Annotated in this window: 15 protein-coding genes; 8 read left to right on the top strand and 7 right to left on the bottom strand. The window is 74.1% G+C overall.

Annotated features, from left to right (window positions below; translation table 11 throughout):
* Positions 1-32: 32 nt before the first annotated feature.
* Positions 33-1,139: an alkene reductase gene (locus tag ACIPYQ_RS35410; protein WP_401258259.1), complete on the top strand. Its 1,107-nt coding sequence runs from the start codon at positions 33-35 to the stop codon at positions 1,137-1,139.
* Between the two features lie 4 nt (positions 1,140-1,143).
* Here the strand turns inward: ACIPYQ_RS35410 and ACIPYQ_RS35405 are convergent, their stop codons facing one another.
* From ACIPYQ_RS35405 to ACIPYQ_RS35395, 3 genes are all read right to left on the bottom strand, one after another.
* The gene (locus ACIPYQ_RS35405) at positions 1,144-1,749 is read right to left on the bottom strand and encodes a TetR/AcrR family transcriptional regulator (protein ID WP_361763933.1); all 606 of its coding nucleotides are present in this window, start codon (positions 1,747-1,749) and stop codon (positions 1,144-1,146) included.
* 66 nt (positions 1,750-1,815) lie between these two features.
* Complete coding sequence (locus ACIPYQ_RS35400; RefSeq protein ID WP_401258257.1) at positions 1,816-3,741, bottom strand: class I adenylate-forming enzyme family protein; 1,926 nt, start codon at positions 3,739-3,741, stop codon at positions 1,816-1,818.
* Positions 3,726-4,499 carry an SDR family oxidoreductase gene (locus tag ACIPYQ_RS35395; RefSeq protein ID WP_401258255.1) on the bottom strand — a complete coding sequence of 258 codons (774 nt, stop codon included), beginning with the start codon at positions 4,497-4,499 and terminating at the stop codon, positions 3,726-3,728. Before ACIPYQ_RS35395 ends, ACIPYQ_RS35400 begins: the two co-directional genes overlap by 16 nt.
* 99 nt (positions 4,500-4,598) lie before the next feature.
* On the opposite strand from ACIPYQ_RS35395, the gene ACIPYQ_RS35390 reads away from it, so the two are divergent.
* The 4 genes from ACIPYQ_RS35390 (at position 4,599) to ACIPYQ_RS35375 (ending at position 8,793) form a co-directional block, all read left to right on the top strand.
* Entirely contained in the window at positions 4,599-5,891 is a 1,293-nt protein-coding gene (locus ACIPYQ_RS35390) for an exo-beta-N-acetylmuramidase NamZ domain-containing protein (RefSeq protein ID WP_401258253.1), read from the top strand.
* An 84-nt stretch (positions 5,892-5,975) separates the two neighbouring features.
* Positions 5,976-7,346: a serine-threonine protein kinase gene (locus ACIPYQ_RS35385; RefSeq protein ID WP_401258252.1), complete on the top strand. Its 1,371-nt coding sequence runs from the start codon at positions 5,976-5,978 to the stop codon at positions 7,344-7,346.
* 95 nt (positions 7,347-7,441) lie between these two features.
* On the top strand, positions 7,442-8,023 hold the full coding sequence (locus tag ACIPYQ_RS35380) for a hypothetical protein (protein WP_361763918.1): 582 nt from the start codon (positions 7,442-7,444) through the stop codon (positions 8,021-8,023).
* On the top strand, positions 8,020-8,793 hold the full coding sequence (locus ACIPYQ_RS35375) for a 3-keto-5-aminohexanoate cleavage protein (protein ID WP_401258250.1): 774 nt from the start codon (positions 8,020-8,022) through the stop codon (positions 8,791-8,793). The genes ACIPYQ_RS35380 and ACIPYQ_RS35375 overlap by 4 nt, the downstream gene beginning before the upstream one ends.
* On the opposite strand, the gene soxR is transcribed toward ACIPYQ_RS35375, so the two are convergent.
* On the bottom strand, positions 8,774-9,217 hold the full coding sequence (gene soxR, locus ACIPYQ_RS35370; RefSeq protein ID WP_361763912.1) for a redox-sensitive transcriptional activator SoxR: 444 nt from the start codon (positions 9,215-9,217) through the stop codon (positions 8,774-8,776). The genes ACIPYQ_RS35375 and soxR overlap by 20 nt on opposite strands.
* A 148-nt stretch (positions 9,218-9,365) precedes the next feature.
* Here soxR and ACIPYQ_RS35365 point away from each other — a divergent pair, with 148 nt between their 5' ends.
* Positions 9,366-9,827, top strand: coding sequence for a MaoC family dehydratase (locus tag ACIPYQ_RS35365; protein ID WP_401258248.1), 462 nt, complete (start codon positions 9,366-9,368; stop codon positions 9,825-9,827).
* A gap of 16 nt (positions 9,828-9,843) precedes the next feature.
* Here the strand turns inward: ACIPYQ_RS35365 and ACIPYQ_RS35360 are convergent, their stop codons facing one another.
* From ACIPYQ_RS35360 to ACIPYQ_RS35350, 3 genes are all read right to left on the bottom strand, one after another.
* A complete protein-coding gene (locus tag ACIPYQ_RS35360; protein WP_362232974.1) occupies positions 9,844-10,479 on the bottom strand; it encodes a TetR/AcrR family transcriptional regulator in 636 nt (211 codons plus the stop codon).
* 77 nt (positions 10,480-10,556) lie between these two features.
* Positions 10,557-10,844, bottom strand: coding sequence for a YiaA/YiaB family inner membrane protein (locus tag ACIPYQ_RS35355; protein WP_319730553.1), 288 nt, complete (start codon positions 10,842-10,844; stop codon positions 10,557-10,559).
* 82 nt (positions 10,845-10,926) lie between these two features.
* Complete coding sequence (locus ACIPYQ_RS35350; protein ID WP_401258246.1) at positions 10,927-12,078, bottom strand: acyl-CoA dehydrogenase family protein; 1,152 nt, start codon at positions 12,076-12,078, stop codon at positions 10,927-10,929.
* Between the two features lie 79 nt (positions 12,079-12,157).
* Between ACIPYQ_RS35350 and ACIPYQ_RS35345 the strand changes: the two genes are divergently transcribed.
* Together ACIPYQ_RS35345 and ACIPYQ_RS35340 are read left to right on the top strand one after the other, a co-directional pair.
* A complete protein-coding gene (locus ACIPYQ_RS35345) occupies positions 12,158-12,799 on the top strand; it encodes a TetR/AcrR family transcriptional regulator (protein WP_401258245.1) in 642 nt (213 codons plus the stop codon).
* A complete protein-coding gene (locus ACIPYQ_RS35340; RefSeq protein WP_401258244.1) occupies positions 12,796-14,169 on the top strand; it encodes a HEAT repeat domain-containing protein in 1,374 nt (457 codons plus the stop codon). Before ACIPYQ_RS35345 ends, ACIPYQ_RS35340 begins: the two co-directional genes overlap by 4 nt.
* The last annotated feature ends 14 nt before the right edge of the window (positions 14,170-14,183 follow it).

Here is a 14,183-nt window from a genome sequence, read left to right as displayed (position 1 = left end):
CTGACATCAATGTCAGGTTCTACGGTACCGGCATGACGCAGACACGACAGGCCCCCGCCGCACCCCGCCTCTTCGAATCCGCCCGCCTCGGCGGCCTGGAGCTCCCCAGCCGCCTGGTGATGGCGCCGCTGACGCGCAACCGCGCCGGGGCCGACGGGGTCCCGGGCGAGCTCATGGCCGCGTACTACGCCCAGCGCGCCTCGGCCGGCCTGATCATCGCCGAGGGCACCACCCCGAACGCGGTCGGCCAGACCTATCCGCACATCCCCGGCATCCACAGCCCGGCCCAGATCGCCGGCTGGCGCCGGGTCACCGAGGCCGTGCGCGCGGCCGGCGGGCGGATGTTCCTGCAGCTCCAGCACGGCGGCCGGGTCGGCCATCCCGACACCAGCGGGCACGTCCCGCTCGCCCCGTCGGCGGTGCGGTTCCCGGAGCCGCTGCACACGCCCGGCGGGCTGCGGGAGGCCGTCCCGCCCCGGGAGATGACGGCGGAGGACATCCGGTCGACCATCGCCGACTTCGCGGACGCCGCCCGCAACGCCGTCGAGGCGGGCTTCGCCGGTGTGGAGGTGCACTCCGCCAACGGCCACCTGCTCCACCAGTTCCTCTCGCGGAACACCAACCGGCGCACCGACGGGTGGGGCGGGTCCGTCGAGGGGCGGATCCGCTTCACCGTCGAGGTGGTCCGGGCCGTCGCCGGGGCGATCGGAGCCGGGCGGGTCGGCGTACGGATCTCGCCCGGGCTGACCGTCAACGGCATCGAGGAGGGCGACACCGAGGAGATCTATCCGGCGCTGCTCAAGGCCCTGGCGGACCTCGGACCGGCCTACCTGCACCAGGTGTACGCCGACCCGGACCAGCCCCGCTTCGCGGAGATCCGCCGGGCCTGGCCCGGCACGCTGATCGCCAACCCCGCGCTCTCCCGCGAGGAGGTCGCGGCCGACGGCGGCCGGCGGCGCGGCGAGCTGCTGCTGGCCGCGGGCGCCGATCTGGTCGCCCTGGGCCGGGGCTTCCTCGCCAATCCCGATTTCGTCGAGCGGCTGCGCACGGGCGCGCCCCTCAACGAGATCCGCCCGGAGTTCCTGATGTACGTACAGGGGGCGGAGGGCTACACCGACTACCCCGTCCTGGAGCGGTGACCCGTCAGGGGCGCAGCGCGCGCAGCAGCAGGTCGGCGAGGTGGTCGGCGACCTGCTGCGGGGTGAGCGGGCCGTCCGCCCGGTACCAGGTGGACAGGTGGTGCACGGAGCCGAAGTGGTAGTCGACGACCAGGTCGGCGGGGGTGGCGTCGGAGAACACGCCCGTGCGCTGGCCCTCCTCGATCAGTGCCCGGAAGCGCTCGTGGTAGCGCCGGCGCTCCGCCCGGACCTGCTTGAACTTCTCCGGGCTGAGCTGGTGCATCGACCGGAAGAAGATCATCGCGTCGTCGAGGTTCTCGATGGTGGTGACGACCACGTCGGCGGCGGCCGCCCGCAGCCGCTCCTCGACGGGCGCGTCGGAATCGGCCACCGCGTCGAGCCGCTGCTGCTGCAGGCGCAGCATGCGCGCGTAGACCTCGTGCAGCAGGTCGTCCTTGGACCCGAAGTAGTGGTAGAGCGCGCCCTTGGTGACCCCGGCCGCCTCGACGATCTCCTGGACCGAGGTGCGGTCGTAGCCGCGCTCGGCGAACAGCCGGGTGGCGACGGCCAGCAGCCGCTGCGGTACCGGGGCTTCGTGCGTGCCTGCGGGTTCCGTGGTCCTGGCCGCCATGGCTGACCTTCCCTTCCTTTTTCCTGCCTGGTCACTGCGACCAGCTGTACGACCGTCCGACTGTTTTCAGCCGCGATCGCGCAGTTCCCGTCGCAGGATCTTGCCACTGGTCGTCTTCGGAAGGACAGGCAGGATCTCCACCTGGCGCGGGTATTTGTACGCGGCGATGCGCGCGGCGCAGTAGGCGGACAGTTCCTCCGGTCCGGCCGAGGCCCCGGGGCGCAGGCTCACGTAGGCCTTGACGCTCTCCCCGCGGTACGGGTCGGGGACGCCGACCACGGCGGCCTCGCGGACGGCGGGGTGGGTGTAGAGCACGTCCTCGACCTCCCGCGGCCAGACCTTGAAGCCGGAGGCGTTGATCATGTCCTTCTTGCGGTCGACGACGTAGAGCCAGCCGTCCGGGTCCATGAATCCGACGTCCCCGGTGCGCAGTTCGCCGCCCGGGAAGGCCTGGGCGGATTCCTCGGGCAGGCCCCAGTAGCCGGGCACCACCTGGGGGCCGCGGACGGCTATCTCGCCGGTCTCGCCGAAGGGGACCTCGGCGCCCTGCTCGTCGAGGATGCGGACGACGGTGTCGGCGCCGGGCAGGCCCACGGAGAGGGTGCCGGAGGCGGGGTCGACGGGGGCTTCGAGGTGCACGGGCACGCTCGCGCAGGGGGCGGTGCACTCGGTGAGGCCGTAGCCGTTGCGGAGGTAGAAGCCGAAGGCGGCGCGCAGGCGTTCGACGAGTGCGGGCGGGAGCGGGGCGCCGCCGGAGGAGATCACCTGGAACGAGGCGAAGTGGTCGGGCGTGACGGCGGGGTGGGCGGCGAGGGCCATGAAGGCGGTGGCCGGGCCGACGGTGTAAGCCGGGCGGTGTTCGAGGAAGGCGTCGAGGACGGCTCCGGCGTCGAAGCGGTGGGCGAGGACCAGGGTGCCGGCGTTGGCGAAGCAGGCGGCGAGCTCGCAGACCATGCCGGTGATGTGGAAGAGGGGCGCGAGGGCGAAGTAGGTGGCGCCCTCGGGCAGGGGGTGGGCGGTGACCTGCCGTACGGCGTTGTAAGTGAGCGCGCCGTGCGGGTTCATGGCGCCCTTGGGGGTGCCGCTGGTGCCGGAGGTGTAGCTGATGAGGGCGGTGTCGGCGGCGGTGAGCGGCGGGCCGTCCGGCGCGGGTCGCCTGCCGCGGGCCACGCCGAGGAGGTCGGCGGTGTGCCCTCCGGGCGCGGGGGCGGGCACGGCGGCGGGCCGCCCCGGCGCGGCCGGGCCACGCTGAGCAGGCAGCCCGGGCCGGGCGTGCGGGCCGGGCTGGGACGACGAGCCGCGCTGGATCGACGGGCCGGGCTGGGACGCCAGGCCGGGCTGGGCCGAGGAGTCGGGCTGTGCGTGCAGGTCGGGCTGGGCCAAGGAGCCGGGCTGGGCGGGCTTGGCCGAGGAGCCGGGCTGGGGCGACGGGGTGCGGCTGGGCTGTGGGGCGGGCGCGGCCGGTTCGGGGTGTGGGGTGAAGACCCGGGGGTCGTTGCGGGTCTGGAAGTCCCGGTCCGAGGCGGTCAGGACGGTCCGCACGGCGCTCTCCCGCGCCGCCTCGGCCAGGTACGCCGTCCACGCGCGGCCGTCGCAGACCAGCGCGGCGGCCCCGGAGTCGCGCAGGACGTGCCGGACCTCGCCCGACTTGTACATCGGGTTGAGCGGGACGACGACGGCCCCGGCCTTCCAGGCGGCGAGGACGGCCAGCACGAAGTGCGGGGTGTTCTGCAGCATGACCGCGACCCGGTCCCCGCGCCGCACGCCCCGCGCGGCGAGGTGACCGGCGACGGAGTCGGAGAGGGCGTCGGCCTCGGCGTAGCCGATCCGGCCGTCGAAGTAGGCCAGCGCGGTGCGCTCCGGCGCCCGGGCGACGGCCTCGCGGAAGGCGTGCAGCACGGTCGGCGGCGGTGCGACCGGCTCCCGCTGGACCGGCGCGAGCAGCCCGACCCAGGGCCGGGCGGCGTACGAGGAGGTCACCGGGTCTCCCATTTCTGCTGGAGGTGGTTCATGCCGCTCAGCCAGCGGTCCGGCTCGGTGGCGCGGGCGGCGTAGAAGTCGGCGACCTCGGGGTGCGGGAGGATCAAGAACCGGCCCTTCTCCATGCCGTCGAACAGTGCGTCCGCGACCGCTTCCGGCTCGATCGCGGTCGGCGCCAGGACGAGTTCGCCCGCCGAGCCCGCGGCGGTCAGCATGTCGGTGCGCACCCCTTGCGGGCAGATGGCGTGGACCTGGACACCGCGGTGGCGGTAGGTCAGCGAGAGCCATTCGGCGAAGGCGAGCGCACCGTGCTTGGTGACACTGTACGGGGCCGCTCCGATCATGGTCAGCAGTCCCGCGGCGGAGACGGTGGACACGAAGCGGCCGGTCCCCCGCTCCAGCCAGTCCGGCAGCAGCAGTCGGGCGGCCCGGACGTGGGCCATGACGTTGGTGTCCCAGGCCGCCTCCCAGACGGCCTCGTCGGCGAACGCGTCGCCGCCCGAGGCGAGCCCGGCGTTGGCGCAGTAGACGTCGACCGTCCCGCCGAGGGCCTCGCGGGCCTCGGCCACGATCGCCGAGGCGTCCCCCGGCAGGGCGATCGCCCGGGCCCCGATCCCGCCCGCCACCGCGGCGGCCTTGGCCGGGTCGAGGTCGTTGACCACCACCGTGGCGCCCTCGGCCGCGAAGCGGTGCGCGAGGGCGGCGCCGATGCCGCCGCCCGCGCCGGTGACGACGACTCGCTGGTCCTGGTACGCGTTCACGGGGATCACCTTTCGTACGGCCGGAGGCCGGATGTCTCGTGCCGGATGGCGGCAGACTAACCAGTCGGTATGTGCGGGTGGAAGGGGCCGGGCTCGTAGCGTGGCGGGATGACGCTGTCGCGACGCGGGGTGCTGGGACTGGCGGGGGCCTTGGGATCACTGGGATCAGTGGGAGCCGTGGGGGCGGCAGGTGCGGGCGCGTCAGGCGCCCTGGGGCAGGCGGCCCCCGCCTCCGCGCCGCGGGCGGCGGAGCGGGTGCGCACCGGCTTCGAGCGGCTCGCCGCGGACGGGTACGGCGTACTGGCCGGGCAGAAGGTCGGGGTCGTCACCAATCCCACCGGGATCACCGCCGACGCCCGGCACTTGGTCGACGTCCTGCACGCGGACGAACGGGTGGACCTGGTCGCGGTGTTCGGCCCCGAGCACGGGTTCCGCGGGACGGCCCAGGCGGGGGACTCCGAGGGGGCCTCCCGGGATCCGGCGACCGGGCTGCCGGTGTACGACACGTACGACAAGAGCGGCCAGAAGCTCGCGGACGTGTTCACGGCGGCCGGGGTCGACACCGTCGTCTTCGACATCCAGGACGTCGGGGCGCGCTTCTACACGTACATCTGGACCCTCTACGACTGCATGCGCGCGGCCGCGCTCGCCGGCAAGGCGGTGGTGGTGCTGGACCGGCCGAATCCGGTGGGCGGCCGCCGGGCGGCGGGGCCCGTGCTGGAGCGGCCGTACGCGAGCTTCGTGGGCCGGGAGCCGATCGCGCTCGCGCACGGGATGACGGCGGCCGAACTGGCCCTGCTCTTCAACGGCGAGTTCCTGGCCGACCGTCCCGTCCGGCTGCGGACGGTGGCGATGTCCGGGTGGCGGCGGGAGTCGTTCTTCGGGGAGACCGGGCTGCCCTGGGTGCCGCCGAGCCCGAACATGCCGACCCCGGACACGGCCCTCGCGTACGCCGGCACCTGTCTGTTCGAGGGGACGAACCTCTCCGAGGGGCGCGGGACGACCACGCCCTTCGAGGTGGTGGGCGCGGAGGGGATCGACCGGCGGTGGGCGGAGGCGGCGAACGGGCTGGGGCTGCCCGGGGTGTGGTTCCGGGAGGCGTACTTCACGCCGACCTTCTCCAAGCACCTGGGGAAGGTGTGCGGCGGGGTCCGGCTGATCGTCCACGACCGGGAGGCCTTCGATCCGGTACGGGCCGGGATCGGGCTGCTGGTCACCGCGCGGCGGTCGTGGAGCGGCTTCGCCTGGCGGACGGACCACTGGATCGACCGGCTGACCGGCTCCGACCGGGTGCGGAGCATGGTGGACGCGGGGGCCGGGGTGGAGGAGATCGCGGGCGACTGGGCCGCGGCGCTGGCGCGGTTCGGCGCGGCGCGCGAGGGATACCTGCTCTACGAGTGAACCGACCGCGCCGGGGGGCTGGCCGGGCGGGCGTGTCAGCAGGATGCTGACAGCACCGGAGGCACGGCGTGGAGGGGGGACGTCATGGCGGACATCGGTGGCGGGTTCGGGATCGGTGTCGGTGTCGGTGTCGGTCCGTACGCGGAGCTGACCTTCGACTCCGAAGGGGACGTGGACCGGGTCACGCAGGGTGCGGTGGCCCGGATGGAGGCCACGGACGTGCTCGTCTTCGCGCACGGCTGGAACAGCGACCGGTCCACCGCGACCCGGCTCTACGACCGGTTCTTCGCCCCCTTCCCGGAACTGGTGGGCTCGGGGGTGCGCCTCGGCTACGTGGGCGTCGTATGGCCCTCGATGCGCTTCTCCGACGAGCCGATACCCGACTTCGACGCACCGGGCGCCCTCGCGGAGCCCGGGTTCGGCACGGCCCTGGACCCCGTCACCCGCCGGGCGCTCGGGGAGTTCTGGCCGGGGCGGGAGGCGGAGCTGGACCGGGTGGCGGAGCTGCTGGAGGAACGGCCGGAGTCGGCGGCCGCCTTCATCGAGTTCGGCGCGCTCGTACGGGAGCTGGCGGGCGTGGACGCGGTGCCCGCGGCGGTGGCTCCGGCGGTGCCCGCCCTCTTCACTGACGACGTGCTGGAGGTGTGCCGGGTCCTCGCCCGCGCCCTGGCCACGGCGGGCGCGCCGGCCGGCGGCTCGGACGGGCCGGGCCAGGCTGCCGACGGGCCGGTTTCGCCTGTCCACGCGCCGGACTCGGCGGCCGGCGGCCCGGGCTTCGCGGCCGGCGGCGCCCTGCGCGGTCTGTGGGGCGGCGCCAAGGAGCTGCTGCGGCAGGCGACGTACTACAAGATGAAGAAGCGGGCGGGCGTGGTCGGCGAGCGCGGTCTCGGCCCGGTGCTGGCGCAGCTGGCGGCCGACCGCCCGGCCCTGCGCTTCCACCTGATCGGACACAGCTTCGGGGCGCGGGTGGTGTCCTTCGCGCTGCGCGCGGTGCCGGACGGCGCCCGGTACGTGAAGTCCGTGACCCTGCTCCAGGGAGCCTTCTCCCACTACGCGTTCGCCGACCGGCTGCCGCACGACAGGAGCAACGGCGGCGCCCTGCGCGGCCTCCAGCGCAGGGTCGACGGGCCGGTGGTGGCCTGCCACTCCCCGCACGACTCGGCCCTCAGGCTCTTCTATCCGCTGGCCTCCCGGATGGCAGGGGATTCGGCCGGACTGCTGGGCTTCGACGAACGGTGGGGCGCCATCGGGCACGACGGGGTGCAGGCGGTGCCGGGCGCGCCTCGGCTGAGCCTCGACACCGCCCTGCGCCGGGGGGTGCCCGGGGCCGGTTGCGTCAGTGTGGACGCGGGCTCGGTGGTCCGCCGGGGCGGTGCCCCCTCGGGGGCGCACAGCGACATCTGCCACGAGGAACTGGCCCGGGTGGTGGTGACCGCGGGGCGCATGGGGCGCTGACTTCTGGCCATGTGCCACCCGCACGCCTCGACCGCCCCCGCATGCGCCCGGCCCGGGCAGGGCATGTTGGGCACATCGGCGGAGGTGATGGTGTGATGGCAGGTTTCCGGAGTCTGGCCTACCAGGTGCGCGACGCGCGCAATGACCGGGCCTTGCGGCGCCATTCGCTGCGCCGTTGCCTGGAGCGGTTCGCTCCGTACGGGCACCGGGCCACGTGGTGGCACCTGTGCGACCGGCACGGGATCGCACCCGAGGACCGGGGGGCGGATCCGCTGCGGCTGGTCGCCGCACTGGAGGAACTGGAGGACGCGCGGGCGGTCTGGCTGGAGTACGAGCGGCAGTTCGCGGAGCGGCGCCGCCGGGAGAAGCACGACGGGCTGCGCCGGCCGGAGTGGGCGTGGGGCGGGAGCGGGGACGCCGTGGTGCGGTGCGCGGATCCCGGAGTGCGGCCGGAGGGGGCGCTGGGCGAGGTGCTGCGGCGGCTGGTGCGGGCGCTGGAGTCGGAGCCGGGGACGGCGTGCCCGGTCTGCGGGGACACCGAACTGCGCTGGCCGGCGGTGGCCGCGGTCGGGCCGTGGGAGGGGGCCTGGGCCTGGGACGGTCCGGTGTGCGCGGGCTGCGGGATCGTGGTGCCCAGACCGGCGCTGGCGGAGACGCCCCAGGCGGGGGCTGCGTGATCCCGTTGCTGCTGGCCTCGGTGAACGGTGCCCGGAACGCCGCGGACGGCCCGGCCGTGCCGATGTCTCCGGCGGATCTGGCGGAGTCGGCGCTGGCGGCGGTCGCCGCGGGGGCCGGGGAGGTGCTGGCGCACCCACGGACGCCGTGCGGGCGGGAGAGCCTCTCGCCGCGGGTGGTGGGGCCGGTGCTGGCGGCGATGCGGGGCGCGGGGGTCCACGTACCGCTGTCGGTGCCGGCGTGCATCGGGGCCGAGCCCGATCCGGCGGGGCGGCTGGAGCGGGTGCGCACGTGGACGGTGCTGCCGGACCGGGCGCTGGTGGACTTCGGGGAGCCGGGGGCCGGGGAGCTGGCGCGGGCGATCCTGGCACGGGGGGTCGCGGTGGACGCGGTGGTGCCGCTGGGCGGACCGGCCGGGCCGGAGCCGATGGCGCGGTTCCTGGCCTGGCCGGTGCGCGAACCGGGGCGGGTCCGGCTCGTGGCCGAACTCGCCGCGGCCGATCCGGCGCTGGTGGCCGGGCTGCGCGGGCTGCCGCCGGTGGCGGTGCTGCTGTACGGGCGGGAGGCGGCGGCCTGGCCGGTGCTGCGGCTGGCCGCGCGGTGCGGAACGGGTGCGCGGACCGGGGTGGGCGACGTACTGCACCTGCCGGACGGGCGGCCGGCCCGGTCGAACGCCGAACTGGTGGCGGCGGCCCGGGAACTGGTGACGGCTTCCCGGGGACCGGCGCCGCAGGGCGCGGCCGCCGCGCGGACTACAGCCGCGAACCGGTGAGGCGTTCGCCGAAGACGTCGTCCGGGTTGGACAGCGCACAGGTCTTCATCGAGAGGCACCCGCAGCCGATGCAGTCCGTCAGGTGGTCGCGCAGCCGGCCGAGCCGCATGATCCGCTGGTCGAGCTCGGCGCGCCAGGCCTCGGAGAGGCGGGCCCAGTCCTCGCGGGTGGGGGTGCGTTCCTCGGGGAGCTCGGAGAGGGCCTCGCGGATGCTGGCCAGCGGGATGCCCACGCGCTGGGCGGCGCGCACGAAGGCGACGCGGCGCAGCGCGTCACGGGTGTAGCGGCGCTGGTTGCCGGAGGTGCGGCGGCTGCTGATCAGGCCCTTGGCCTCGTAGAAGTGGAGTGCGGAGACGGCCGCGCCGCTACGGGCGGACAGCTGGCCGACGGTGAGTTCGTGGACTTTCTCGGGAATCTGCGGCACCCGGCCGAGCGTAGTCGGATGTCCGTTGACATACACATGCGGTCCCAGCATGCTGAGCAAGCGCTTATTCGCCGTCGGACGTCCGTCGGACGTCCGCCAAACGTCCGTCAGTTGTCCGTCAGTCGTCCGTGAGAGGCAGGAACAGGGCATGGCAGAGCCGAGGGTCTTCACGTCCGCCGAGGAACTGCGCGCCGGGGTCGGCGAGCCGCTCGGTCCCAGCGAGTGGCTGGAGGTGGACCAGAAGCGGATCGACCTCTTCGCGGACGCCACCGGGGATCACCAGTGGATCCACGTGGACCCGGAGCGGGCGGCGGGCGGCCCCTTCGGCTCCACCATCGCGCACGGCTATCTGACGCTGTCGCTGCTGCCCAGCCTGGTGCCGCAGATCATGCGGGTCGAGGGCATGCGGATGGGTCTCAACTACGGGACGAACAAGGTCCGTTTCCCGGCTCCGGTGCCGGTGGGCTCGCGGCTGCGCGCCACGGGCGTGATCACGGAGGTCGCGGAGGCGGGCGGCGGCGTGCAGGTCACGGCCACCGTCACGGTCGAGCGCGAGGGCGGCGACAAGCCAGTGTGCGTGGCGGAGTCAGTGTCCCGCTACTACTTCTGAGGGCTACTTTTGAGGGCTACTTTTGAGGGCGGGGCCGCGCGGCCACCATGCGGAGCACGAGGTCGGCGTAGAGCCCGCCGACCTCGTCGGGCGTGCGCTGTCCGGCCACGCTGAACCAGCGGGCCACGTCGATGCAGAGCGAGAGCACCGCGAGGGTGGTGCCCGGCAGGTCCGGGACGTCGAACTCCCCCGCGGCGACCCCGTCCGCGAGGATCCGGCGGACGGCGGCGTCGCTCTGCCGGCGCAGTGCCACGATTTCGGAGCGGTGCTCCGGAGCGAGGGCGTCGAGCTCGTACTGGACCACGCGCGCGGTCGTGTGATGCGCCGCGTGCCACCGCACGAAGGAACGTACGGCGGCATCGAGCCGCTCGGCGGCGCAGCCGGGGCCGTCGGCGGCCGTGGTCAGGATCTCCAGGGCCTTGTCGTGGCCGATCCGGCTGATCCGGTGGAGCAGCTCTTCCTTGGTCTTGTAGTGGATGTAGAGCGCGGCCGGGCTCATGCCGGCCCGGCCTGCAATGTCACGTGTCGTGGTGGCGTGGTACCCGCGCTCGGCGAAGGCCTCGACGGCGGCGACGAGCAGCCGCCGCGCGGCGTCGGGGGTGACCTCCGACCACGGCCGGTAGCCCTCGACCGTCTCCTCCGCGCTGTCCATCGCTCACTCACCTCTTCACCGTGTGGAAGTGAACACCTTACCGGAGGGTGAGCAAGCGCTTAGTGCGCTCGGGCCGACTACTTCGGCGCGAAGGGGTCGTACTCGGCCATGATCTTCTCCATCCTGGCCTGATCCACCCTGCTGACGATCTGGGTGACCTCCTGGCGGTCGCGGATCACCTTGGCGAGGGTGAAGGCCGAGGTGGTGAGGTACAGGACCGCGATGCCCAGGAAACCGCGCACCCAGCCGTCCACCTCCATGTTGTAGATCCCCACGGCCACGGCGCCGATGGCGATGCCGAAGGAGGCGACGGCCTGGCCGTAGTACGCCCCCGTGTTCTGCTGCTTGACCGGTGTCTCGTTCATGGTTCGAGCATCGGGCGGGGCGGGAGCGGGCACATCCGCACGCGTACTCATGCGGGTACTCATCCGGTCGGCCCGTCAGGGCTCAGAAGGCGGAAACCCCGGTGCGGGCGCGACCGATGAGCAGTTTCTGGATCTGGCTGGTGCCCTCGTACAGGGTCATCACGCGGGCGTCGCGCAGCAGTTTGCCGGCCGGGTACTCGTCGATGTAGCCGTATCCGCCGTGCACCTGGAGGGCGTTGCTCGCGGCGCGCACGGCGGCCTCGGAGGCGAAGAGCTTGGCGGTGGAGGACTCGGTGGCGAACGGCTGCCCGCGGTCGATGAGGTCCGCGACCCGCCAGGTCAGCAGGCGGGCGGCGTCCACGTCGACCGAGATGTCGGCGATCAGCTCCTGCACCAGCTGGTGATGGGCGATCGGCTTGCCGAACTGCTCGCGCTGGGCGGCGTACGCGACGGCCGCGTCCAGCGCCGCCTGCGCGATGCCGACGCAGCCCGCGGCGACCGACATCCGGCCCTTGGCGAGGGCGGACATGGCGACCGAGAAGCCCTTGCCCTCGGGGCCGAGCATCGCGGTGGCGGGTACGCGGACGCCGTCGAGGGAGAGCTCGGCGGTGGCCTGGCCGCGCAGGCCGAGCTTGCCGTGGATCTCGCGGCGGGTCAGGCCCGGCGTGTCGGTGGGGACGAGGAAGGCGGAGACCCCGCGGTGGCCGGGCTCGTCGCCGGTGCGGGCGAAGAGCAGTACCACATCGGCCCAGGTGCCGTTGGTGATGAACATCTTGCTGCCGTCGAGGACGTACGCGTCCCCCGTGCGCACGGCGCGGGTGGTGAGGCTGCCGGCGTCGGAACCGGTGCCGGGCTCGGTGAGCCCGAAGCAGCCGAGCGCGTCACCGGAGCAGAGGCGGGGCAGCCAGGCCTGCTTCTGCTCCTCGGTCCCCCAGGCGGCGATCGTCTTGGCGACCAGGCCGAGGGAGACGGAGACGATCCCGCGCACGGCGGAGTCGCCGCGTCCGAGCTCCTCGGTGACCAGCGCGTAGGCGAGGTGGTCACCGCCGGAGCCGCCGTACTCCTCGGGGACGGTCAGACCGAGGAAGCCGAGCGCGCCCAGCTTCTTCACGATGGCCCGGTCCACGCTCTCGGCCCGGTCCCACGCGGCGGCGTACGGGACGACCTCGCGCTCGGTGAACTCGCGGGCGAGCCGGCGTACGGCGCTCTGTTCCTCGCTCAGCTCCAGATTCACCGGGCACCTCGGGGCGTCTCGTCCGGAGCCTTTAACTAGCACCGGTAGTTTATGGCGGCCAGGCCCTACTATGTGGCGCATGGCCAGACCGCGCAAGCCCCTCCTCAGCCGGGACCGCATCGTCGAGGCGGCCGGCGCGCTGGTGGACGCCGAGGGGCTGGAGGCGGTGTCGACGCGGCGGCTCGCGGCCGCCCTCGGCGTCAGCGGGCCCTCGCTCTACAACCACTTCCGCACCAAGGACGAGATCCTGGACGCGGTGGCGGACTCGGTGAGCGCACGGGTCGACTTGTCGATGTTCGAGGGCGGCCGGGACTGGCGGGCGGCCCTGCACGCGTGGGCGCATTCGTACCGTGACGCCCTGGCGGACCACCCGAACATCGTGCCGGTGCTGGCCCGCGGGCCGGGGCGCCGCCCGGCCGGACTGCGGCTGGCGGACGCGGTGTTCGGTGCGATGACGGCGGCCGGCTGGCCGCCGGCGCAGGCGACCCGGATCGGTGCGCTGATGCGGTACTTCATCCTGGGCTCGGCGGTGGCCTCCTTCGCCCGCGGTTTCGTGGACGACCGCACGGCATACGACCCGGCGGACTACCCCCACCTGGGCCAGGCGCACCTGCTGGCGGAGCGCGGGCGCGAGGTGGACGAGGGCGCCTTCGAGACCGGTTTGACGGCGCTGCTGGACGGGCTGGCCCTGCAGTACGAGGCGTTGAAGGAGACGGCGTGACGCACGGGGACACCCCCTTGATCGCCGCGGCACGGACCGACGACGCGGCGCGCGTGCGGGCCCTGCTGGAGGCGGGACCGTACCCGGCGGCGGAAGTCGACCGGGAGGCGGAACTCGATCTGGAGGCCCTCGGCGCGGACGGCCTGACGGCGTTGGAGATCGCCGCGGCCCGTGGTGCGTACCCGGTGGTCGACGCCCTGCGCAACCACGGGGCGAGGCTCGACCGCCAGGGACCCGACGGGCGGACCCCGCTGCTGCGCGCGGTCGACGCCGGGTCCTACGCGGTGGCCTCGCTGCTCCTGAACTCCTCGGTGCCGACCTGGCCGACGGGCCCCGACGGGCGGACGGCCCTGGAACTGGCCCGCCACTGGCACGAGACGGGCGCCGAGCAGGAACTGCGCCGCCGGACGGGGGCCACGGGACCGGCGGAGCTCAGCCGCATCTCGGACGAGGAGTACGTCTTCACCGGTCTGCTGCGGCTGGGAGTCGCTGACGCGCAGGTGCGCACCGGACACACCGCGATCCTGTGCGGGCTGGAGGCGGCCCACGGGATGCGGACCCCGTTCGCGGAGCTCCTCGCACGCGCCGAGGCGGAGGCCGACCTGGAGGGCGTGACGCGCTGGGCGGCCGTGTCCGTGCTGTACGGCCAGGCCGACCGCGAGACCTGGGAGGAGGCGGCGGCGCTGCGCGGCCATCCGCTGTCCTCCGTACGGCACTTCGGCGCCGAGGTGGCGCGCTGCCTGGCCCTCTTCGACGAGTGCGACGAGGACGGGCCCTGTGTCGACTGGCCCTGTGTCGACGGGCCCTGTGTCGACGGACCCGCGTGCCTGCGGGTACTGACGTGGGACCTCTTCCTCGCGTGGGCGGCCGACGAACCGTCGCCCGAGGTTCTCGCCGTACTGCTCAACGGCCTCTCGGACTGCTACCCCGTGGGGTCGGGCGCCGCTGTCGCCGACGCCCTGCTCCCCCACGCGCGCCATCCGTCCGCTGCGGTCCGGCGGGCGGTCGCCGGGGCGTTCATCGGCTGCGCGGGTGAGGAGCGGGTGCGCCCGGCGCTGCTCGACTTCCTCCGGGACGCCGACGCCGTGGTGCGCAGCCAGGGCTGCCGCGCGCTGGCGGAACGCGGGGACCGTTCCGCCGACCTGCGTAAAGCACTGCTGCCGCTGCTGGGCGATCCGTCGGTCAGGATCCAGGTCGAGGCGGTACGGGCGCTCGTGCTGCTCGACGACCCGCGGGGCGAGGAGGCGTTGGACTGGGTCGGCTCCGGGTACCAGGAGGACTGGCCCGGGTACTGGTCGCTGTGCGACGCACACCGGCACCTGCGGCGGCGGCGAGAGGCGACGGCCAGCGCGGCCGGCGCGGCCGACTGAGATCGGCCGCGCCG

The organism is Streptomyces sp. NPDC090045, from assembly GCF_044747975.1.
GTDB lineage: Bacteria > Actinomycetota > Actinomycetes > Streptomycetales > Streptomycetaceae > Streptomyces.
The sequence above is the reverse complement of the archived record's forward strand: the minus strand, read 5'-3'. Positions and strand labels throughout refer to the sequence as shown.

Excerpts from the sequence above, each read along its gene's own strand:
- ACIPYQ_RS35360 (WP_362232974.1), bottom strand. The coding sequence starts at position 10,479 with ATGGACAGCGCGGAGGAGACGGTCGAGGGCTACCGGCCGTGGTCGGAG.
- ACIPYQ_RS35355 (WP_319730553.1), bottom strand. The coding sequence starts at position 10,844 with ATGAACGAGACACCGGTCAAGCAGCAGAACACGGGGGCGTACTACGGC.
- ACIPYQ_RS35385 (WP_401258252.1), top strand. The coding sequence starts at position 5,976 with ATGGCGGACATCGGTGGCGGGTTCGGGATCGGTGTCGGTGTCGGTGTC.
- ACIPYQ_RS35410 (WP_401258259.1), top strand. The coding sequence starts at position 33 with ATGACGCAGACACGACAGGCCCCCGCCGCACCCCGCCTCTTCGAATCC.
- ACIPYQ_RS35380 (WP_361763918.1), top strand. The coding sequence starts at position 7,442 with ATGGCAGGTTTCCGGAGTCTGGCCTACCAGGTGCGCGACGCGCGCAAT.
- ACIPYQ_RS35345 (WP_401258245.1), top strand. The coding sequence starts at position 12,158 with ATGGCCAGACCGCGCAAGCCCCTCCTCAGCCGGGACCGCATCGTCGAG.
- ACIPYQ_RS35405 (WP_361763933.1), bottom strand. The coding sequence starts at position 1,749 with ATGGCGGCCAGGACCACGGAACCCGCAGGCACGCACGAAGCCCCGGTA.
- ACIPYQ_RS35365 (WP_401258248.1), top strand. The coding sequence starts at position 9,366 with ATGGCAGAGCCGAGGGTCTTCACGTCCGCCGAGGAACTGCGCGCCGGG.
- ACIPYQ_RS35400 (WP_401258257.1), bottom strand. The coding sequence starts at position 3,741 with ATGGGAGACCCGGTGACCTCCTCGTACGCCGCCCGGCCCTGGGTCGGG.
- ACIPYQ_RS35390 (WP_401258253.1), top strand. The coding sequence starts at position 4,599 with ATGACGCTGTCGCGACGCGGGGTGCTGGGACTGGCGGGGGCCTTGGGA.